Origin of the sequence: Halococcus dombrowskii, from assembly GCF_022870485.1 — an archaeon.
GTDB classification, from domain to species: Archaea; Halobacteriota; Halobacteria; order Halobacteriales; family Halococcaceae; genus Halococcus; species Halococcus morrhuae.
In genome coordinates this window covers 249,753-271,033 of the sequence record NZ_CP095006.1, presented here as the reverse complement: position 1 = coordinate 271,033, position 21,281 = coordinate 249,753, and the positions used below count along the sequence as shown (strand labels likewise).

Here is a 21,281-nt window from a genome sequence, read left to right as displayed (position 1 = left end):
CTCTCGTATGGTATCCAATCACGAGGAAGACGAAGAGGAGGAGATCGTCTTCCAGATCCGCAGCCGCGACTCCTCGTGTGATGCGTGCGGCGAGGAGTTGGGACCGGGACGGCAGATTCGCTTGGTCAGTGATCAAAGTGGGGAGAACCGCGCGCACTGTCTGTCTTGCGCTGGTCTCAACGATCTTGTCTTCGTCCCAACGGGTGATCATCGGCTCTCGCGGCGCGTCCGAACTCGGTCCGACCGTCAGGCGGTCGTTGTTCAGTGGGCTCGCGCACGCGAGCAGTACGAACGTCAAGGCTATCTGGTTGAGGAGCCGGTTCTTTCGGCTGTACTCAAGGAGTTTGAGGAGGAAAACTACGAGCCTGCATTCGAACTAACAGATGGAATCTGGATCCCGCGAGATTGAGCGCTGTTCGATACATCTGAAGCACTGTTGAAACCGGTAACGGGTTATACAGAGCTATCCACTCAGACACGATATCCTCAATCATTGCCATCGGAGATTCGGTGGATGAGTAGGTCTTGTATCGTCTCAAATCAGGCGGTGTTGAGCAAAGCAGGTCCGAGTGGATAAATCATGGTCTCAGTTGCTGAGTACTGGTTCTCACTGCCGAAAGAGCTACTACAGACCCGAATCGTATCATCGCGTATGACTAAGGGATTCTCGGGATTGCCTGCTCAGCCGGTAACTGAATCTATCACGAAACGTTAAACCAACATCCTGATCTCACATTCTGCTACCCAGTCTATAGTCTCGCAGAAGACCCTGATTCGGTCGTTGTGATTACTTTGGCAAAAGGTAATCGAGCGTATTTTTTCTATTTCAATCCCGAAGACAAGCAGTGGGAGCAACTTATGGAAACCGACAGGCCAGAAGCAATTACAGACGAAATCTCAGTTGCCGAAGAAGAAATTAATGATCAGTTGAGGCAGCACTACGACGATCAAGACCTCGAACCAGCCGGATACCCAGGCGATCCTGTTCTCGGAACCGTTCAAGGCTTCCCCAATGAACCACTGACAGACACTCAGATCAGGGTAATACTCGAACAGCATCCGATGATGGGCGAAGTGATGCCGTTAGTCAACACTGCAGACGGTGATAGGACTATCGCCTTGATCTTTTTCTACAACGACTTTCTCCGAGAGCAACGGATCACCGCCGCTGCCGGATATGAACCGACGATCAGTGAGTGGCAATTGATAGCCTCAGTTGAAAGCTCTGATCCAGATTTTGATCAAGCGCTTGAACAGCTGCAGACCGCATACGCACAGTGGGTGGGGAACCATTACACGATAGATGAGATCCACCCAATCGAAGACCCAGAGGCAGCCCTCAAATCCTGACTCCAACTTGAACTTGCCTTCTCAAGAAGAACTCATAAATATCTTCGGATAGAAATCCCAACCATGGATGAAAAATCTATCCAGACTGGCACGGCAATCGCGCTTCCGATACCCGTGCCAGCTATGCAGCTGTTCAGTCACCGTGCCACAAATGCTCTCCTTGCTCTTCTTGCAGACAACCCCTACGCCCTCTTCGGCGTTCGTGACCTCGCTCGAGCAACTGATTACACGCACAAGACGATCTCTGACGCTGTCGTTGACCTCGCTGCTGCCGACTTGGTCGAAACCAGCCATGAGGGGCCGAAAAAACTCGTCCAAATTAATCGTGCGCGCCTCGACAACCCTGACGACCCGATTCTGCGCATTCCTCAGCCCGAGTTCCACGAGCCAGTCTCTGCGCTTCTTGACCGATTGCGTGAGAATCTCGAGGACATACGAGGGATCGTTCTCTTCGGCAGCGTCGCGCGTGGCGAGGCCGACCGGCGCAGCGATATTGATTGCTTCGTACTTGTCGCTGATCACCAAGCGACCAATCAACAGCACGCCCACGAGCTGACAAGCGACCTCAGCGAACAACGGTTCAGCGGCGACCGCTACAAATTCCACGTTCTGGTCGAATCGCTCGAATCGACGCAAAATTACGGTGAACGGCTCCGTGACATCTTTGCGACCGGCCTCACGCTCGTTGATTCGGAATCACTGCGGACATTGAAACAGGAGGTACTCGCAAATGGATGATAGTAACGTCGAGGACGCCCTCGACCGCGCAGAAGAGCGCTTTCAGAACACCCGCGGACAGACGAGCGAACCTGGGCTTGACATGGCCGATACGGCTCTTATCCAACTCCGGAAGGCATGTCGGCTGCTGGAAGCCGCCCGAACGCTTCGAGAGCGAAACGGTTTCTACACGGTCGTGATTGAAGCGTCCTTCGTCGCAATCGAGCGGAGTCTCCAATTCTATCTCCTCTATCGCAACGCCGTTGCTCCTGAAGACCTGCGGCATCGTCATACCGAAGTCTACGCTGAGGGCGCGCGGGTAAATCTCTTCAGCGACGACTTTGCGAACCGATTAACCGAACTCTGGGCGCAAAACCGGGCCGACGTCTACTACCGGGAGACGGCTGCAAGCGCCGAACAGGCCGACGCAATGCTTGCGCTTGCTGAGGCAGTTCATCGGTACGTTCACGAGTTTGCCACACTCTCCCACGAGTGTATCTGTTCTCATCGTGATACTGAACGGTAGATCGGAGTAGTTGCCTCCATGTGTTTGCCATGGCCATAACTCGTATGTGCGTTCGAGTGTTACCGCTTACCATACATATTCAAACCATCGCCCAGTAAATTCCGCTCAATCACGTATGGAAGCAATAACCGACAATACAATTACCCAACGGACAGAGGCAGCGGAAGCCGTGCTCGATGACGAACGCGAGTGTCTCAAAGACGAACAAGCGGCGTTTACCCAGTTTCGCAAGCATGTTGCCGGTATGGACGTACATGCACCCACCCCTACCGCGACAACAAGAGTGAAAAGCGCAATCATGGAAGCTTCTGAAGCCACCACTTCCACAGCCAAGATTGAGCAGGTACGGAACGCCTACCGTGAAACGGTCATGAGCATGCCGCACTACGACGAGGACTACGGCCAATCGCTCACCGACGACATTGCCGAAGAATTCAGCCCAGAACTCGCCAACGCACTCGCCACTGCCGACACTCTCACGCCCCCACTCCAAGAAACGCTTCTCACAGGGTGCCAGCAAGCCACCGACGGCCGAACAACACTACTCAGTGCCCTCGACCACGAAGCCGACTATCTCCAGCACGCGCGTGACACGCTCAACAAGCTGAACACCACCCTCACCGAGATGAACCAGCAGCCTCTCGGAGCATGGTCATCCACTGAACTCAGAGCTACCGACGAGCGACTGGCTGATTTTGAAGCCCAGTGTGACGATCTCGCAGCTAACCGTCAAGCCGAACTCCGCAGCCAGCGAATCCCTGGACCAAGCTCCACCGACGAAGACCTCAACGAGTATCTCTACGAATCGCTGCCAGTCACCTATCCTGTCCTGGCTGATCTTGCCGGATTCAGATCGCTCCTTGTCACGGCTCGCCAGCATCTCGAACGCGCACTCATCACCCAATAGCGCACAGACGAGAACGATGCAAACTACAGGCAGTTCATTCATCAGGAGAGACAGAACAGCCTGCAGGATGGAAGAGTTTACCTCGCAAGCGCGGTATCCCTACTGCCAATGACCGCAGTCTCCACGTCAATTGAGCAACAGCGGTTCGACCGATTGGTGAACCTCCCGCCCAGCGCGAAGCTCGTGTTTCGTGTCCTCCAACACGACCAGCCTCTCACCTCACAGGACATCGCCGAGAAAACACTGCTCCCCAAGCGAACGGTTCGAGACGCTCTCAACAGACTCGACGACGCAGACCTCGCCGAAGGGCATGTCGATCCCCAACAACCGCGTACGCAACTCTATACACCTCTCCCTGTTGCTGAGTCCGGAGGTTGACATCCTTCCCGCCCTGCTCGCGCCCATTCGGGCGCTCGCTGAGGACGGGGATTCCCGACCATAGGTGGGATATTAGGGTTCGCGGTCACTGGTTATCGCTTAAGCCCAGAATGAGCGGTGAGTGCGGAAGCTGGTTTGCTGAGTGCTGTGGGATTTCTCAGAAGTAGAGCACGAACCGCCGAGTAGAGATCGATATTGCTGGAATCGACCAATCACAGATTCGTTTCCGTTCAGAAACGCGCCTAACCGAGAGCGTTGCCACTCAACACGAAGCTTTCCCGGCTCGGCTGACGGTCGTCAGCCGGGCCGGATCGTCGCCAGTTCACCCGCGTTTCGCACGTTCGGATCGACGCTTCCGTGAGCCACTCGCTCCGTGAGCGCGTGGCGATCCACGTTCGGGTCGATCGCTCCCTCGACGATCGCGGACCCGGCCCCGTCCCACCCATACCCGAGCTGTTCAGCCAATATCCGTAGCAAATCACCGCTAAACAGGTTGATTCGCTTGGAAAACCTCACCGGCTCGATCCGATCTTCCTCCTCGACTGATCGCTGTGAGGCGGGTCCGAGCCGTGCTCGTACCCGCCGCAGTAGATACCGACTCACCAGCACCATCAACAGCGCCGCCATCATGAAACACTCAACTGCTGCCTCCCGTCGCACCGTCATTTCGTCCAACTCGAACACTGATTTCAGCTCGTCGATGACCGTTTCCACGCTCCAGCGGTTGCTGTACAGCGCCGCGAGTTCTCGCGGCGCGAACGCGTCTGCTGGGAGATTCGTCGCATACAGGTGATAGTCGTGATCGGCCTCGACCTCCTCCGTTCGGTGATCGTCCTCGTCGTCTTCGTGGCGGACGCCGACGACTCGAACATCGTACGGAAGGTGCGGATCGTCTCGATCCGCACCGATCGTCCCCGTTGAATCGATAATCTGCCGATAGAGGTCGGGCAGCACCTCCTGGAGGTGGCTGCCCTCCAGATCAATCGTATCACCACACCAGGTTCGGAGCTCATCGATGATCTCAGGGTTTGCGTCGACGTTGAGCCGGCTCACGAACCAGCCGCCATTGCGGTCGATCCGTGCTAACCTCGCGTAGTCGAGGTAGCCGAGATCGAACAGGACCAGAGAATCTTCGACCCAGTCACCGATCTGGAGCTGCGTGGTTTCTTGGGTGCGAGCGTCAGTGATCGACGAAAAGACCGGAGCTCGCGAGGCGAGCGACTCGATCACGTGGAGCTTCGCTCCAGCGTGATCGTCACCTAATCCGGGGAACTCCTCGAAGGATTCCGCAGAGAGCGTACAGATGGTCCCATCCGAGATGAAGACATCTCGGAAGCGCTCGAAGCGGCCTTCGAGCGCTGATTCTGTTTGTCCAAGCTCGACGCTGATGTAGCCACAGATGTCCGCAAGTAGCTCGGTGAGTTCAGCTGTAACCCACTGCTGAATGGACGAATACGCAACGGAATCGTTGGTGAAAGCCTTGTAAAGGTCTTGAACGGCAGCGAGAGACCCATTGGATTGGGTAGTGCCGAACGTGAACGACCAGAAGAACGGAAAAGCGTCGATGAATCGGTCGCGTTCAACAAGGTCGGTAGCGCGAGCGTGCTCGCGCACCGACCGTGGCGGAAGCAGATACCGGAGTTCTTGGCCGAGGATATGGAGCCATCGATCCATGAGTTCCGGCTGACGCGGGAGACAGTAGCGCCTGCTGATCCGGACGAATCCTTAAGCGATAACGAGTGGTTCGCGGTTCGTTTGAGCGACCTGTTCTCGCGGGGCGAAACCGCCCTCGCTCCGGTCGAACAGGCGAACCGCTGGCTGTGCCAACCAGCCGTTATCCCTATCCTCTCGCCGAGGATTCGGGAGTACCTTTTGTCGAATGTTCTCGGCTCCGTTACTGTCGGCGTTCGCAACCAACCCACAGTCGTCACAGACGTACAGCCCGCGCTCGACGCGCTGGCGGTCGTCGGTTCGGCCGCAGGCCGAACACGACTTCGACGTATCCCGTTCGGAGACAGATACGACCTCGATACCCTCGGTCTCGGCTTTGTACGTGAGCATCGTCGTGAAGCGGTCGAACGCCCACCCGTGCAAATCGAGGTTGCCGTGGTCGCCCCAATTTCGAGCTTCTCCGGTTTCATCGTCTTCGCGGATGCCGCCGAGGTCGCCCACAACAATCGTCCCAACACCGCGTTCAACGCACTCCGCGACAATTTCTTTCGAGAGAGTATGCAGGAAGTGTGTCCGGCGGTCGGTGCGCTTTTGGAACTGATATTAATTAGAACGAATTTCCATCAAAGAGAGTTGGAACAGTGATTGTAGCGATTTCTTCGACGCGATTAACAGCCTGTGGCGCGTTCCGGCGTGCTGCCATTGGTTCGATGATTCGTGAGGTGAAAGCCGCTGCGAAGAGTTCCTCGTCACCCAGTCGATAGTCAACGAACGGACCTGTCGCTTCATGGAACGGCCCATAGAGTCGCAGTGACAAGGATTCTGCCTGCTCCTGTTGGCTTCGAGTTCGAAACGCCTGCTGGCCCTGTTCGAAGCCGGCATCCGGTGTCCACGCAGCGTACACGCTATGGCTCACCTCGTGTGCAAGAGTTGGTCCTGGCGCGTATCCGGGAAAATAGTCCCGTTCCGGAGCAAGTTCGATCTCAGCGATACCCGGCCAGAACTTCCCATGCAGATTCGGATCCTCAAAGCAGACATTACAATGTACCTCCTCGATGAGTCCGTGTTCTTGCACCGCGGCTGCAGCCTGCCATGCTCGATCCAAGTACGTTTCACAGGAGATCGTATCGATGAACGGGAAATCGAGGGTGCGAAGGTTCTGTTTCCACTCCGAGACGCCACGGCTGACTGGTTCATTTGATTGTTCATCTTTCGTCCGCTCGTTCGTATCCCGCTGGTGGTGGATCGTCGCTGCTTGGTCGCGCTTCTCCTCACCTCCGCGGAGCGTAAACGGAGTATCGTCAGGCCCGAGTCGCTCGAACCCGTCAGTAAGCGTCTCCACCTGTGAATTCATATCGGCCGCAATGGTCTTCGGAAATCGATAGAGCATAGAAGATGCACCCAATGGGCTACCGTGCTCTCTGGGGATCGTCAATTTCGTTGATAACCTCAACAAGAATCGAATCGTGGTCATGAGTTGACGACTGCTGCTCTTGTGCCTTCTGTTGATCGAGGCTCAGAAGATTCTGTGCCTCTCTCCGTTTTCGCTTCGCCACCTGAAGATGAGAGTCGACCGTACTCGGCGAGACATTGAGAATGTCGGCAGTCAGTTGGCGACTGAAGCCAGCGAGTTCTCGGAGTGCATAGACGTGGGCTTCTTTCTGCGCAAGTGAGCTGAGATCGGCGATGTGCCATGCTTTGAGGAGTGCTTGTCCGATGGTCGAGAGTTGTACCTCTGCGTCGAGTGTGGTCAATGCTTGCACTTGGTTAGCCATGATCTGGCTTTCGTGTTCGAACGTACTTGCTGGCGCAAATTCACCATCTTCGTAGACGCCAAGCATGATGTGTCCCCGCCAGTGGATGTAGTAAGCGGCGAGCGTACGTGGTTCACCGATCTCGACACATCCGATGAGGACACCTTCTTGATCGGGTATCAAGAGCGGAAGACCACCGAGTTCAGTTTCGTCGGTTGGCGTCGAAGTACACGACATATTGCTGCTTATAGATAGCAATACCTATAAATCTTTCGTTCATTTCCACTGTTGAACGAGGCGGTTGATCTCGTTGGTGACCATCTCCGGTCGCGTTGGATCGTAATCACTCTGTTCATACTCCGGAAGATACTCTCGAACGTCATCCCAGTTATGCGATGACGCATACCGACGGTCAGCGGCAACTCGAATGCCCGTTTCGTCGGCACCCCGGATCACCCGCCCAAGCGCCTGTCGTGCCTTCCGCACAGCTGGTACCGTGAATGCGAAATCGAACCCGTTGTGCTTGCCGAACTCACGCTCGTAGGCGGTTCTGATCGCGGTCGGCACTGGACCATCGATATTCGTGATCGGCACGCCACAGACCACACAGGCATCGAGACGGTCGCCCTCGTAATCGACACCTTCGGTAAGCGTTCCGCGTAGTGAGGTCACGAGGGCTTTTGGAGCACCGCCGAAGAACTCGTCTTTCAGCGATTCCGTTATCTCGTTACTCGAACTCTGGTCAACGAGAACTTCCTTTTCGATCTGTGGATCGCTTCGAAGCATCTCTGCGGCCCACTCGCCCTCCGAGTATGACGGCATGGCGACGAGGACGTTCCCATCAGTCGTTCGTGCCACATCGCGGATCACACTCGCGTAGTCGTCGCGAACGTCGTCCTGGTCGTCGTCGCGCCAGCGTGGATTCGTGGGACCGCGATTCCCATAGGTGAATTTCTCGAGATCGACGGCAAACGACCCACGGTTCTCCGGCGGGAACGGCAGTCCGGCTACGATCTCTTGGACGGGCCGACCGTTCTCTTCGAGGCGGTCGAGACCGACCGTTCGCCGATAGACATCGAGTGGTGCGAGCGTTGCGCTCATCAGGATACCGCCACCGAAATGGTCGAGCTGAGCGGCGATCTCCTCGGCCGGGAGGCAGTTTTCAATCGTCAGGTGCGCCGAGTAGTGGCCGGCCCATGCAAACTCGCGCTCTTCGGCTCGCTGGCGTTTGTGCAACTCGATGGTCCGAATGTACTGTTCGTGGTCGCAGTCCGCCCAGCGTTGAAGGACCTGTCCGGTGGTTTCAGAGTAGGTGTTGAGTCGCGTGTAGCCCTGATGGTGCTGGCTTGCCTGCCGGAGTGCTGCGACGACGCCATCGCAGAGCTGCTTGGCGTGGCCGAGTAAGTCCGTATACCCTTCGTCGGCGGCCCACTCCGAGAGGTCGTCGGGCTGTGGAGTCCGTGGGTCGCGTAGCGGTTGCTGGATATCCTCGGGCAGGTCAGGGTGGCTCTTTTCTCGCCAATCGGCGACGTCGTCGCTCTCGTCGAGCGCTGTGGCTGCACGCCGTTCGAGTTCGTCTTGGAGGTCACGCAGGAGCTCGACGAACTTTTTGAGGTTGTCGAGAGAGACGAAATGCTCGGTGAGCGTTTCCCGGATCGTGCGGTCGACGCCCCGATGGGACTGGTTAAGGATCTCTGATTCGATTTCATCGATCGTTCGCTGGAGCTGCCATCGACTCAGACTCTGACTCAACACGTCGCGCACTCGCGGCACGAGCATGTGTGCTTCATCGCAGATGAGCAGTGTTTCCTTGTCGATGATCCCGCCGGTAAGCGTATCGACTGTATCTGGGTCGAACGCATGATAGTAGTTGGCGATGATGACTTCGGCGTTCGCAACAGCGTCGCCCATGACCGCGTGCGGACAGATTCCCGCCGTGCTAGCTTGCGCTCGCAGCTCTTCCGGCGTCATGACGCCCTGCGGCGTGTATCCTCCTTCTTCGGGATCATCGAGCGTTTCGCGCCGGTATTTCGCATAGAACGGGCAGAACTCGGCACCACCACTCCCTCCACCATCGGTTTCAGGAATCCCCTCTGCGTAGGGGGCGCTCCAGTCTTCGGTGGTAACGGGTTGCTCGCGACTCTTCGAATCCACCTCGCTTTTGTCTACCAGCGAATCGAGGAAGGTGCGGGCGTCTTCGGAGCCAGTCTGTGCGAGCGTCTTTCGAACCGGTTCGCGGAGTTCCTCGCACCGCGAGTAGATACGGTTGTCGTCGATCCGGCCGGTATCGACGTAGCTGCACAGGTCTGCTTTCCCGACGGCTGTGAGCGCGGATACCGGTGGAATATCCTCATCGAGATTGCGGTTGATCGCCTTCAGATCGTCCTCAAACGCCCTGATCTGCTGTTTGACCGATGTCAGCGCCATGACGCGCTTGTAGGGCGTCGTCGGGTCGCGAACGAGTTCGATGCCTCGCATGAGCGAGAACAGCGTCTTCCCAGTCCCACAAGCGAGTTCGGCGACCGCGAACCCGCCGTCAAGGAGCGTCTCGTGTGTCTGTTCGATTGCTTCGCGCTGGGCGTCGTACGGTTCGTCGAACGGGAAGTACGTTTCCCAGTCGGTTGCGGGACTGCCCGGCGATAGCTCTGGCCGGTCGATTGTCTCGTGGACGATTGTTGCTTCGTCGCCATCCTGATCCGTCTGGTCTTGTGAGCTCATAGTTCGAAGATCTCCGTCTCGTGACTCGGGCCAGCGAAAAACTCCCGCATCGCACGCATCTCTTGGGCGACTTGTTCGGCTTCCTCACGCGTCTGCGCGTATTCGATGTCGCCGTCGGTACAGAGAATGATGAATCGGTCATCAATCGCTGCATTCTCCACAGCAGCATTGAAAACGACTGTTGGAATACTTTCTGCGCTGGTGTCAGTTGGTTCGCTCATATGAGTTGGGTTTTGTAGACTTTCCTGATACTTAGTCGGTTCCCCGAAAATTGTCGGTTGCTTCTGACGGTGCCGGTAACGATTAAGTGAACGCATCAAGAACGCTGAGAGTATGGGTATGGAGCGCGACGAGCACGGAAAAATTTCCGAAACCGTCGCTGACGACGAACTGCTCGCGGTGTTCGAAACCACCGATTTGCCAGTGCTCACAGCGACGGATATTGCAGCCAACCTTCCAATCCATCGTCGCGCCGTCACCCACCGACTCAAAGGGATGCGTGAAGCTGGTCTTGTGAGTTCGCGAACAGTCGGTGGCAGCGCCGTTGTATGGTAGATTCCTGATGAAAATGAATGACTCTCGCCATCACACTGACGGCGCGTGGAGATACCGAGTCATGATGATCATCGTTGTCCTCTCAACGGTGATGATTGTGCTCACACCCGTAGTGTCGGCTGGAGGCGCTGCGGCACCGCTGATGAACGATACTGCAGCAAAGCAGAACAACAGCACCGAAGAGACGACACCGGAACCATCGACACCATCGACACCATCGACATCGACGACTTCGGGCAGCACTGAGACAAGCGAGGAACTGTTCACTGGCAATTCATCAACAACCGACACAGGAAGCGTGGCTGGTACTCCGAGTCAACAGGCTGAGACGCAAAACACCAGCAAAAGCGTCCTCACCATCAGCGGCACCGGGAGCTACGACTTCCGCGTTGTCGGCAATCTCAGCGGGGCACAAACAGGATCAGAAGATCTCGTCAGCGAATATCGGGCGAGGGGCACGGTGAACGGCTCCGAGCGCGACATCTACGTCTTCGACTATGGCTTGATGGAGTTCGACTCCAACGGCTCGGTGCAGGTGACGCTCAACGGCAACCCAATCGATCAACAGGTGTTGAACGGGCATCGGCTGGCGGTCTACAAAGACCCACCAGAAACGGAAAACGGGAGTGTCGAGTACGAAATTACTGTTTCGGGGTCGATTGCACCCAGCGCGCTCGGAAACCAGACACAGATCGTCAACAGCAATACAGCGCGTGGATCACTTGACCCGTACGACGGGATCACGGCGTTCTACTACACGGGCGAGATTACACAATTCGATATCGTCGGCGATGCGCAGGTCACACTCGATAACGAGCGCGTTGAACCGGACGAGGTTACTGAGGTAGCAACAGCAACGGCCACTACCCAACCCCAGTCTTCAGGAGCAGACGCAGCATCATCACAGGATTCCGGACCGGATAGTGACTCAGCATCGGAGCCTGGACAGAGAGACACGCGCGCTTCGGTGGGAGCTGAGGCTACCACGGCAGGAGAGACGGCGGCGAGCTCGGGAAGCGGTCCGGGCTTCGGTCTTGGCGCTGCTGCTGGAGCGCTCGTCCTCTCGCTTGCGGTCATCGCTGTCAGGAGGCGGTTATAGTGCTCCAGCGCCTCTTCAGTCGGTCTGTTGCTCGACGATTACTACTGGTATGTATCATGTGTCTGCTGGTCACTGGTGCTGCGGTCATTCCGGTTGCGCCACAAGACACCGACAACCAGCCAGCTCACACGCTGACGATCACGACCCCGGAAGACAAGATCAGCTACAATTTCCGCGTCGGCGGCGACCTCCGCAAGACAGAGAATGTCGACACTGAAGATACTGATAGTATTTCCGGACAGCACGCACAGGGCACTGTCGGCCTCAATGGCAAGGACACCTACCGATTTGATGGCGAAATAACGACGTTCACGACAAACAACAGCGACGGGCTCGTCGTCACGCTTGACGGCAAGCAGATCGACTCGACCAACGTTCTCGATGCTACGGACGGTTTTAGCGGCGGCGAGGACGAGAGCGGAGACGACCAGACAGAGACGCCAACCCCGACGCCGACTGCAACGGCGACACCAACAGCTACGGCGACAGCAACCGCCACGGCAACCCCGACGGTGACGCCTGCCAGTTCGACGGTCCTTTCAATCACAGAATTCGGCCCCACTTCTCAGACAGCGACGGTCGGTGAACCAGCGCAGTTCAACCTGACCGTCGCAAGTAACGCAACGAAACAACGAGATGAGACAGTCGTGATACGAGCCAACGGGCAGGTCGTGAATCAAGAGACGGTTTCGCTCGCACCCAACACATCTCAGTCAACGACGTTCACCCAGCAGTTCGAGAGTGCTGGCGCAAAAACCATCACCGTGAGCTTTGGTGGAGCGAACGAGTCCGCGACGGTGGCAGTGGTCGCGCCGATATCGACCCCGAGCGACCCACAGACGGCGGCAGCTACACCGACTCCAACCTCAACACCAACTCCCACACCAACCTCCACAACGACGCCGACAGCAACTGAAACACCCACGACCACCAATCTCTCTCAAACTACGGCGAGTCCTTCTTCGGGAGACTCAGCAGGGATCACCGCCGGATTGGATTTGGTGGGGATTTCGGTCGTGATCGGCATCGTTTTGATGGCTCTGTTGGGGCTGGCGATACTCGTCACGTGGCGAAGCGAGTGAATGCCTCCCCTCGACTCCGCCCAGATCTTGACATCCTCCCCGCCCTGCTCGCGCCCATACGGGCGCTCGCTGAGGGCGGGGATTCCCGACCGCAGTTGGGATATTAAGGTTCGCGGTTCGGCTCTTGTTCTCGCGGGGCGAACCGGCCCTCGCTACGGTCGAACAGGCGAACCGCTGGCTGTGCCAACCAGCCGTTATCCCTATCCTCTCGTAGAGGATTCGGGAGTACCTTTTGTCTGATATTCTCCGCACCGTTACTGTCGGCATTGGCGACCAGCCCGCATTCGCCGCAGACGTACAATCCGCGCTCGACGCGCTGGCTGTCGTCGGTTCGGCCGCAGGCCGAACACGACTTCGACGTATCCCTTTCGGAAACGGGTTCGACGCTGATACCTTCGGCTTCAGCCTTGTAGTCGAGCATTGTCGTGAAGCGGTCGAACGCCCATCCGTGCAAATCGAGGTTGCCGTGGTCGCCCCAGTCGGCGGTTTCACCGTTGTCGTCCTCGCGGATTCCCGCGAGGTCGCCAACAACGATTGTCCCAACGTCGCGCTCGGCACACTCTGCGACAATCGTTTTTGAGAGCGTATGCAGAAAGTGCGTCCGCCGGTCGGTGCGCTTGTGATCGAGTCGCCGCGCTTCGCGCGACGAACTCTTATCGCACTCCGCACGCTTCTTGGCGAAGTAGTATTCGTCCTCCTTGAGCGCGCCGCCGGGATACAACAGGGATTCACCACCGAACGACACGGCGGCGAAGTTGCATATACCGAGGTCAATTCCGGCAACTTCGTTGCCGGACGACTCTGGCACATCAACCTCGACACGACAGACGATATGCAATCGCCATTCGCCGTGTTCGTGGACTGCGCGCACCTGTTGGACGTTTTTGACGCTCGTTTCGGGCGAACCGATGACATCGTACTCACAGAGTACGAAGTCGGACCATCCGTCCTTGAGGTTGGACCCCTTCGAGAGTCGGAGACGGTTGTTCGCGGCGTCGTGCTTGAAGCCAGCCGTCTTGAACGTGACCGTCGAACGTGGGTGTTGGTCGCCGCGTTTGCGGTAGCCGGGCGGGTTCGCTTTCGTGTCCCCGTTGTCGCGCTTGCCGTACCAGCCGGTGAACGCTTCACCGAGTTCTTGGAGAACTCGCTGACTGGACTGAGAATGAAGGTCCACGTAGCGTTCGTGACCCTTGAGGTAGGACATGAGCGCGTTAGCGTCGGGAATTTGGCCGCAGGCGTCCCAGACACGTTGGACGGTCCACCGCCCAACGTTCCAGAGCTTCGCGGCGGCGAACCCGAGCGAATCGAGATCGGCACGCACTTGCGAGTGGTTCCGAATCCTCGCTCGATAAGTGCGTGTGACCATCGAATCCGCCATACGTAACCTATGTATCCGAACAAACCTAAGTATTCCGATTGTGGAATATCCGGCCGTGCAATGTCCGGCGAATGCCGAACCAAGCTCACGGCGCGTATCCCCACCCTACTCGCTTGTGCGTCCGATGAGATCGGACGCCCGGCGCTCCTTGAGGGTGGGGCATTGCGCCTGATTTTCAGGTAAGACTGTCAGTCAGGATTCATCGTTGGTATCCGCTGTTTGCTCAATCGGCGTATAGTACTGGCTTCTTCCAGCGCGATCGTGATAGAGGAACGCGCCGGATGGCAGCTGTGTGACCAGCCAGACTGTGGCGAGATCGGCTACTGAGCCAGCGAGATTTCCGAGCGTGACATATGCTGCTGTCGCAATTGCCCACGAACTGTCAGCCACTATCAGTGTGCCAACGCTCACTGGTGTAATGACGAGCAGCGGCGCAAGCGTCACGACGATCGATTCGAAGCGCGACTCGAACCGGCCATACGTAATGACTTGCGGAGTCCACCCTCCAATCAGATATTTCTCGATACTGAATTCCGTCTTGTAGCCGAGCGCTCGCGCGGTGACTGCGTGTACCAGTTCGTGAAGACCAAGCATCGCGATGAGCGTCGCGGCTATCCAGCCGAAATAGATGACGATTCCGACGAAGCTGGTCGGCAGTAACACTTCCTTGTAGACCGTGAGTGTCGTATCGAGACCCTTTATCACAACGACGAGAAGCGGCACACCAACAACTGCACCAACCGCCCAGAGACCGAGCAGCACCGTGACATACCACGGCTGAACAAATAGCGGATCATACTGATCATAACCTTCTGGAGGATCTGGTGCCCAATCGGTATCAGATTGCGTATCGTCCCAGTCCATCTTGCAGATTGTAGTATTCTACCGACTATATACTTCTGGTCGATTGGTTTACTTGTTGAAGAAAGCAGGAAGCGAGGCCTGAGATCTCAACTGCGGTTGGAATTCCTAGCCTTCAGCGAACGGGCGCGAGCAGGACAGAGAGGATATCAAGCCAAAGAGGATTTCACCCTTTGAAATGTTCCCACGCAGCAACCAGAACTGGGATTCCGAACATGGCGAGTATCAGTGCGACAGCAGGGTCGGAGGCTTGAGCACCAGGGAAGGAGCCAGCCATCCCGGTGCAAATGATGCCACCCAACGCAAAGCCCGGCCCGCTGACCCGCGGCCATATGATGGCGAACCCCACTCCAATGAGTGTCGCCATGGCTCCTAATACGATCATACCCGTTGGGAGAGCAGTCGAGGAAACGATCGAGATACTTGCTCCGATGGTGATCGCACCGTACGCCGCGATCGCAAGGAGGAGAAGCCCACCGACTGCAAGAGTACGCATCATATCGTCGACGAACTGACTAACTCGGCTCTGCACGTTCATAAACTCCCCTCAGAATGGAGGAAGAGGTGGTCGATCTCCTCCATCAGTCCGTCGAGATCGTGGTCTGGCTGGTCGCGCACCCACGAAAACATGTTGTAGATCGTCTCTTTGAGGCCGTGTTCGAGCTGCGCTCGGAGCGACGAAGCTTTCGAGACGAGTCGCTCCGAGACGCTCGATTCGGGACCAAGGCGAAGGAGGCTGTAGGTCAGCATCTGACGGTGCCAGTCGCCACTGGCACCGTCAGAATCACGCACCTCGCAGCTTCCAAGGCCGAGATCCTGCTTCGAGTCCTCGAAGAACGTCTCGATCCGCCACCTGTACGAATAGCTCCGAATGAGATGGCCAGAGGGAGCGTCGATCTTGTTCGTTGCGAGGTACTTGACCGGATTGTCTTTGTCCTCGTCAGTGACTTTCTCGGCAATTACCAGTCGTACCTCACCTAACTTCGAGATCGGTAGCGTCTTCGTCCAGATCTTGTACGTTTCCTCGTCGATCTCCCGCTCTACTTTGTCGATGCGCTCTTCCAGCGCATCGACGCGCATCTCCTCGTTATCGAAGGTCACCTGCCGGTTGCTCCGTAGTGGTCCGATCCAGTCCTTGCCGTAGGATTCGACGTGCTTGATCAGGTCCGAGTCGTGGGCGAACCACGAGTCGAAGAGGTAGGTGTCCGCAGGTACACCTACCTCTTCTTCCAGTTCTGTGACGATCTCTCGGGAGAGATCGTACTTCGTCTCCTCGCTGTCCTGGTCTTCGTCGTCAGCTTTCTCATACTGGCGAAATGCGAGTGGATAGGAGGTTTTATCGTCGGTATAGAATGCGTAGACGAGGTCCTGTCCCCAGACGGGTTCTCCTTCGGTGTGATCGTAGAACTCTCCAGCACCGGGAAGTTCCTTCCCGGTTCGCTGGAACACCGAGTCGTCGATGACGATGTAGCCGTCCTGTGACCAGCGCGTCTCGCCGTGTTTTTGCAACTCCTCTAATCGCTCGTGGTTGAGTTGATCTTCGTTCCAGTCGTACTCAGTGAGGAACTTGTTGAGTGCTCGGTCGCCTTGAGCTGGTAGGATTTCACGTGCGATCCCGGTCACGGTCTTGCTGCTGGCCGCAGCAAGACCTGTCACGTACGTTTTGGCGTGATGGGTCTGGTGATACGACAGCGAGTCGAACTCGTCCAGTGGATCGGTGCAGGACAGGAAGTCCGTAATCGGAAGCATCGGCCGTCACTGCCGTCTACATCGCGTTACTACTTAAACGTGCAGAGCCGAGTGACTAAGAGTCGATCCACGACTGTCGCTGGCGAAGATATCGTGGTGGTGCTGGTTGTTGTGGCAGACACCACACAGCGTCTCGAGGTTGCTGAACTTGTGCGAGCCGCCTTTCGAGAGGGAGATAATATGGTGCGAATGGAGTGACCTGCCTTCATCTCCGGCGTGCGGGCCGCTCATGTGGCCGCAAGATTGGCAGGTCCAATTATCACGCTTGTGAACGGACCCCGCGGTCAAGCCGCGGGGCTTCCCGCTTCGACGACGCGCTTTGCATCCACTCGAACGCGAGTGAACGCAGGGAGCGCAGTCTGCACGGGCGTTGATTCGGAGCATCCCGCCCCTATCTGTTCGAGACCTCTGTCGAGAATATTCTTCGCTGCGTTCAGATCACGGTCTTCCTCGTGGCCGCAGGCCGGACACGAGTGTTCGCGCACCCACAGCGGCTTGTCGGTCTTCACGCCGCATCGGTTGCACTCCTTCGTCGTATTCCGAGGATCGACCGACATGATGTGTGTTCCGTGCAGATCGGCCTTATATTCAAGGAGCGAGAGGAACTGCGACCATGCCGCATCCTGTTTGTTCTTCGCCGACTGTGAAGTTTCGAGCATCGGCTTCACATCGAGGTCTTCCACACACACCACCTCGTACTCGGTCACGAGCCACGAGCTCAGCTTGTGCTGAAAGTCGAGGACTTTCCGTTTGATGTGGCGTCTCGCTGTCGCCACCGCCCGCCGCTGTTTCTCCCAGTTGGCCGACCCGTGTTCTTTTCGGTCGAGCGACCGCTGTTCGCGCGCATAGCGGTCGTATTCGTCGGAGAGGGCCAGCGGTTCGACCGAGCAGTCATCGGACGTATGGATGTACGAGAGGATGCCGAGATCCACGCCCACGCAGTCGTTACGGTCGATCTCCTTCGGGTCGGGCTTCTCGGGTTCGTCGGCCTCGATGACGAACGTGGCGAACCACTCGCCGGTGGTCTCCTTCTTGAGAGCGACCCGTTTGATATCATCCGTTTCCGGCAGGTTCCGGTGGGTGCGAATGGGCATATCGCCGATCTTCGAGAGGTGAAGGGTTGCATATCCGTCCCGGCCCGTGTTGTGATCCACGTCGTAGCCCTCGGACTGATACGCAACCGAACGAAAGTCACCCGCGCCCTGCCATTTGAGCCGTCCGACCTTCCGCCCGTTCTGCCGATGTTCCTTGAGGACGGTCAGGTCGCGGTGGATCTGCGAGACGGTCTGTTGGGCGGCGTGCGCCGAAACTTCCGCGAAGGTCGGCCACTCACGCTTCCAAACGGTAAGTTTCGAGTGCTGGTCGTAGGCACTCGGTCGGTCGTTCCACTCGGCGTGATAGTAGTCACGCACCGCGTGATTCCGTATCTGGCGGTGGATGTCGATGTGCCGCCACGCCTCGCTCGCCGTGAGATCGTCGGGATACGCACGGAAACGAAGCGTGAGATCCATCGACTAGTCCAGGCCTTCGCGGATGAGGTCGCCGTAGGCACGCGGCATCCGAAGCCCGTGTTCCTCGGCGTACTCGGTCGCTCGCTCGATGTCCTCGTCGGTGAGGTCGACGCGAAGGTGTCGCTGTTCCATATCCGTTACAGATTCAGTTAGCAATTTCGCACACATAAATGCGTCGGACATCCGTTGAGCTTACGCGATTCACCCGCGGGGTCAAGCCCCGCGGCACTCTCGCTGCACTACCTGTAGACGGCCTTCCGGCGCGCGCTCCAGTCCGGCGGATATTTTCCCTTGTGCGAAGAGGGATCGTCCCAGCGATGATTGACTGTTGGGACGCTTTGGCTCATGGTTGCTCCAGTAATGGATAGGAGACACTCGCATATTACTTTTCGGGAGAAACCTCTTAACAGGAATCACTTCTTCGCTATCGGAAATACTGCACAGCCCGCTCAACGATGGGTTTGGAGCCACGTTCGTGGTCATCGGACTGGGCGAGTTTCTCTTCGTAGTATGCGAGCTGGGCTTCGAGTTTCTCGATACGGGCTTCTTTCTGTTCGATGTCCTCCTCAAGGGTTTCGACGCGTTCGATGAGCAGGCGGTTCTGCTCTTTGAGATGTGCGTGTTCTCCTCCTGTCTGTTTCGTCTCCGTCTGTTTTGCGTCCGCCTGTCCTGCCTTCGTCTGTTCTCTCCTCGTCTGCTCTTGGGGAGATGCACGGTCGTCGGTTGCTGTCGTTGCCGGTTCCGTTGGTAGCTCGCTCTCATCTGCACTCTCGGTCGGTGCCCGCTGTTCGTCGCGATCTCGACTGGCTGCTGCCTCCCTGGAGTCCGTCTCGGACTGTGGTGATTCGTAGAAGGAGTCCGTGCCGGCGAGCGCGCGTTTGAGTGCCGTCTCGCCGAACGATTCACCAGTACCGTTCTGCTCGATCGATTCGTCCCAGCCCGACCACATCAACTCCGAGTTGCGGAAGAGTTGGTCCATCCGGTCGGCGTCGCCACCGGTCCAGAACGCGAGATGGAAGCAGAGTGCTGTAGCGGCTTTCGACCGGCTCTCGTGCCCGTCAGTGCTGCCGTCCCACAGTGCAGTGAAGTTCTCACCGTTGGATGCGTTCCGTGCCTTCTCGATGAGTTCATCATCGCTGATGGCAACGCTGGTTTCGGGATCGGCACTGAGATCGATATCGGGGACCGAATCGGTTCGCCCGGTCGTGCCGACGTGGTCGCGGTTGTGATCCAGCCCGACGGCCTCGATCTCGTCGAGGACCGTGTTGTACGTCTCTGCACCGGGGAAGCCGAGATATTCCTTCCCTCTCGCGCCGGTTTTGGTCGTAAACCCGTCTTCGGGAAGGACACCCAGCGCGACAGCTGCTTTCCGAACCGCCCAGAACGGCATTTCATCGTACTCGCTCCCATCGCGGTGGTGTGACCCCTTTTCAGGCGTCCAGATCGGGACTTTGTAGCCGGCGTCACGGAGTGCATCGACCGCCTCAGCCCACCCTTCGCCGGTCAGATCCTGCGAAGCGTCGGTGATGATGGTCTTCCCGAGTGCCATCGCTTTCGCCGCGTATCCGCCTCCACTGTCGCCGGGATCGCCGAAACGGTTCGTCTCGTGATTCACGTAGCACGATCGGCCGCTCTTGCTCGACCGCCACGAGGGGTTGAACTCGGTCTTGTCGGCCATATCCGCACCCGAGTCCCATTCGTCGCTCGCGTAGTGGCGCACTACCTCTGCCGTGTCGATCCCATCGAGTGCGTCGTAGACATCCTGGAGGAACGGCGTGATCGGTTGGCCTTCGATTCCCTCATCCAGCTCGTCGAGGCGTTGCTCGCGACGGTCGGCGGCGGCCTGCCGGCGCTGTTCTTCGCGTTGCTCGCGCTCTCGTTCGGCGTCGATCCATGCATCGAGTGCGTCCTCCCAGTTCCCGTGTTCGTCGTACTCATCAGGCCAGAGGCCGGCCACGAGATCCGTGACTCGGTCTTCGAACTCGACGGCGGTGAACGACTTACACCACTCGTGAACGCTGTCAAGCAGCGTGTCGTCTACTTCTTCGACCGCGACCGGTTCGCGGTAGCGCACGTCCTCGACATCGACAGGAGTGACGACCGCGTCGTGGTCGCCGTGAAGCGTGAGCGGCATCTTGTACTGCCGATTGATGTTGTTTGCCCAGTCGGGGTCGATCACTTCGCCAGCGCCATCGATCCGCTCGTTGATGCGTTGCTGGGCTTCGCCGAGGTAGTCGTTAGAGCGATCGATCAGTTCGGAGAGAACGCGCGCTCGGGCGTCGTCATCGTCCGCGTAGTACCGAACAACCGGTAGTGTTGCCTCGGGTGCGCCGAAGATATACGCTCCTCCGACGCTATCGAGCATGTACACCGCATCGCGGCCACCGTAGAGGTCAGCGAACGCTTGGATGTACGCTTCGTAGGCTTCCTCGGCGATGCCGTAGGTTTCCTCGTCGAGGTCGGGCCGCTGAAGCTTGAGATCGTCTTCGAGATCGATATCACCCCAGACAGCGACTGCGGCGATGTCTTCGGAGCGGGGCACTGGTTTGCGGTCTGCGTAGACGTATTCGCCGTTGTCGCCTCTCTCTGGATCGAATCGGGCGCGTTTCCAGCGGTCGAACGTCTCGGGGAATTTGTACGACGTGAGCGCGTAGAGCGTCCGTTCGAGTCGGGTAGCGGCCACCCTGTTGTAGTCCTCGCAGAAGTTCCGTGCTCGCCGCTCTTTCGGAAACTCCTCGCCGTCGTGTTCTTCGTCCCTATCTTGATTGTCTCGAGTGACGTACCAGCCTTTCTTATCGTTGACCAGTAGCGTCGGATTGTCATCAAGCGAGCAGAGCGGGGACACTGCGTCTTTCACCCGGTCATGGTGCTCACGCACGGAGATATCTGAGGAGCCCATCGATTCAGACACCTCCTTGGACCGTACTGAGATCGGAGAGGACATGGGTAGCTCTGTCTCTTTGGGCTGAAAACAAACGAGCGAGTGGGTGCAGAGGGCGTCCGTGTCGGTGTCGGTGTTGGTGCC

The 21,281-nt window shown here is 57.6% G+C and carries 22 protein-coding genes and 1 pseudogene; 9 read left to right on the top strand and 14 right to left on the bottom strand.

Annotation, left to right across the window (positions count from 1 at the left end; all coding sequences use genetic code 11):
• The first annotated feature begins 7 nt into the window (after positions 1-7).
• From MUK72_RS15685 to MUK72_RS15660, 6 genes are all read left to right on the top strand, one after another.
• On the top strand, positions 8-409 hold the full coding sequence (locus MUK72_RS15685; RefSeq protein WP_244705537.1) for a hypothetical protein: 402 nt from the start codon (positions 8-10) through the stop codon (positions 407-409).
• 374 nt (positions 410-783) lie between these two features.
• Entirely contained in the window at positions 784-1,350 is a 567-nt protein-coding gene (locus MUK72_RS15680; protein ID WP_244705536.1) for a DUF7964 domain-containing protein, read from the top strand.
• 63 nt (positions 1,351-1,413) lie between these two features.
• Positions 1,414-2,088 (top strand): nucleotidyltransferase domain-containing protein, encoded by a 675-nt coding sequence (locus MUK72_RS15675; RefSeq protein ID WP_342346236.1) that lies wholly within the window; start codon positions 1,414-1,416, stop codon positions 2,086-2,088.
• The gene (locus MUK72_RS15670) at positions 2,081-2,593 is read left to right on the top strand and encodes a DUF8154 family protein (protein ID WP_244705532.1); all 513 of its coding nucleotides are present in this window, start codon (positions 2,081-2,083) and stop codon (positions 2,591-2,593) included. The genes MUK72_RS15675 and MUK72_RS15670 overlap by 8 nt, the downstream gene beginning before the upstream one ends.
• 115 nt (positions 2,594-2,708) lie before the next feature.
• Positions 2,709-3,500 (top strand): DUF7260 family protein, encoded by a 792-nt coding sequence (locus MUK72_RS15665; RefSeq protein ID WP_244705530.1) that lies wholly within the window; start codon positions 2,709-2,711, stop codon positions 3,498-3,500.
• A 108-nt stretch (positions 3,501-3,608) separates the two neighbouring features.
• Complete coding sequence (locus tag MUK72_RS15660) at positions 3,609-3,878, top strand: MarR family transcriptional regulator (RefSeq protein ID WP_244705527.1); 270 nt, start codon at positions 3,609-3,611, stop codon at positions 3,876-3,878.
• Between the two features lie 297 nt (positions 3,879-4,175).
• Here the strand turns inward: MUK72_RS15660 and MUK72_RS15655 are convergent, their stop codons facing one another.
• The 6 genes and pseudogenes from MUK72_RS15655 to MUK72_RS15630 form a co-directional block, all read right to left on the bottom strand.
• A complete protein-coding gene (locus MUK72_RS15655; protein ID WP_004055296.1) occupies positions 4,176-5,552 on the bottom strand; it encodes an IS4 family transposase in 1,377 nt (458 codons plus the stop codon).
• A gap of 51 nt (positions 5,553-5,603) precedes the next feature.
• Positions 5,604-6,143 (bottom strand): annotated as a pseudogene (locus tag MUK72_RS15650) (RNA-guided endonuclease TnpB family protein); the annotation flags it as partial.
• A 13-nt stretch (positions 6,144-6,156) separates the two neighbouring features.
• Positions 6,157-6,903, bottom strand: coding sequence for a hypothetical protein (locus MUK72_RS15645; protein WP_244705525.1), 747 nt, complete (start codon positions 6,901-6,903; stop codon positions 6,157-6,159).
• A 55-nt stretch (positions 6,904-6,958) separates the two neighbouring features.
• Positions 6,959-7,540 carry an RNA polymerase sigma factor gene (locus tag MUK72_RS15640; RefSeq protein ID WP_244705523.1) on the bottom strand — a complete coding sequence of 194 codons (582 nt, stop codon included), beginning with the start codon at positions 7,538-7,540 and terminating at the stop codon, positions 6,959-6,961.
• 39 nt (positions 7,541-7,579) lie between these two features.
• Positions 7,580-10,021: an ATP-dependent DNA helicase gene (locus MUK72_RS15635; protein ID WP_244705521.1), complete on the bottom strand. Its 2,442-nt coding sequence runs from the start codon at positions 10,019-10,021 to the stop codon at positions 7,580-7,582.
• Positions 10,018-10,242, bottom strand: coding sequence for a hypothetical protein (locus tag MUK72_RS15630; RefSeq protein WP_244705519.1), 225 nt, complete (start codon positions 10,240-10,242; stop codon positions 10,018-10,020). Before MUK72_RS15630 ends, MUK72_RS15635 begins: the two co-directional genes overlap by 4 nt.
• 112 nt (positions 10,243-10,354) lie before the next feature.
• On the opposite strand from MUK72_RS15630, the gene MUK72_RS15625 reads away from it, so the two are divergent.
• The 3 genes from MUK72_RS15625 to MUK72_RS15615 are packed head-to-tail and all read left to right on the top strand — an operon-like array spanning position 10,355 to position 12,757.
• Positions 10,355-10,576 (top strand): helix-turn-helix domain-containing protein, encoded by a 222-nt coding sequence (locus MUK72_RS15625; RefSeq protein ID WP_244705517.1) that lies wholly within the window; start codon positions 10,355-10,357, stop codon positions 10,574-10,576.
• Positions 10,554-11,675: a hypothetical protein gene (locus MUK72_RS15620; RefSeq protein ID WP_244705515.1), complete on the top strand. Its 1,122-nt coding sequence runs from the start codon at positions 10,554-10,556 to the stop codon at positions 11,673-11,675. The genes MUK72_RS15625 and MUK72_RS15620 overlap by 23 nt, the downstream gene beginning before the upstream one ends.
• Positions 11,676-11,731: 56 nt before the next feature.
• The gene (locus tag MUK72_RS15615; RefSeq protein WP_244705513.1) at positions 11,732-12,757 is read left to right on the top strand and encodes a hypothetical protein; all 1,026 of its coding nucleotides are present in this window, start codon (positions 11,732-11,734) and stop codon (positions 12,755-12,757) included.
• A 103-nt stretch (positions 12,758-12,860) separates the two neighbouring features.
• Here MUK72_RS15615 and MUK72_RS15610 read toward each other — a convergent pair whose 3' ends face one another.
• From MUK72_RS15610 to MUK72_RS15580, 8 genes are all read right to left on the bottom strand, one after another.
• On the bottom strand, positions 12,861-14,135 hold the full coding sequence (locus MUK72_RS15610; RefSeq protein WP_244705511.1) for an RNA-guided endonuclease InsQ/TnpB family protein: 1,275 nt from the start codon (positions 14,133-14,135) through the stop codon (positions 12,861-12,863).
• A gap of 192 nt (positions 14,136-14,327) precedes the next feature.
• Complete coding sequence (locus MUK72_RS15605; protein WP_244705509.1) at positions 14,328-14,999, bottom strand: DUF3267 domain-containing protein; 672 nt, start codon at positions 14,997-14,999, stop codon at positions 14,328-14,330.
• A gap of 163 nt (positions 15,000-15,162) precedes the next feature.
• Entirely contained in the window at positions 15,163-15,534 is a 372-nt protein-coding gene (locus MUK72_RS15600) for a hypothetical protein (RefSeq protein WP_244705507.1), read from the bottom strand.
• Positions 15,531-16,745, bottom strand: a complete 1,215-nt coding sequence (locus MUK72_RS15595; protein WP_244705505.1) for an IS701 family transposase — start codon at positions 16,743-16,745, stop codon at positions 15,531-15,533. Before MUK72_RS15595 ends, MUK72_RS15600 begins: the two co-directional genes overlap by 4 nt.
• Positions 16,746-16,778: 33 nt before the next feature.
• On the bottom strand, positions 16,779-17,129 hold the full coding sequence (locus tag MUK72_RS20270) for an HNH endonuclease (protein ID WP_280518323.1): 351 nt from the start codon (positions 17,127-17,129) through the stop codon (positions 16,779-16,781).
• Complete coding sequence (locus tag MUK72_RS15585) at positions 17,030-18,256, bottom strand: RNA-guided endonuclease InsQ/TnpB family protein (protein WP_244705501.1); 1,227 nt, start codon at positions 18,254-18,256, stop codon at positions 17,030-17,032. The genes MUK72_RS20270 and MUK72_RS15585 overlap by 100 nt, the downstream gene beginning before the upstream one ends.
• A 3-nt stretch (positions 18,257-18,259) precedes the next feature.
• Positions 18,260-18,388: a hypothetical protein gene (locus MUK72_RS20265; RefSeq protein WP_256686301.1), complete on the bottom strand. Its 129-nt coding sequence runs from the start codon at positions 18,386-18,388 to the stop codon at positions 18,260-18,262.
• A gap of 292 nt (positions 18,389-18,680) precedes the next feature.
• A complete protein-coding gene (locus MUK72_RS15580) occupies positions 18,681-21,155 on the bottom strand; it encodes a phage NrS-1 polymerase family protein (RefSeq protein WP_244705499.1) in 2,475 nt (824 codons plus the stop codon).
• Positions 21,156-21,281 lie beyond the last annotated feature (126 nt).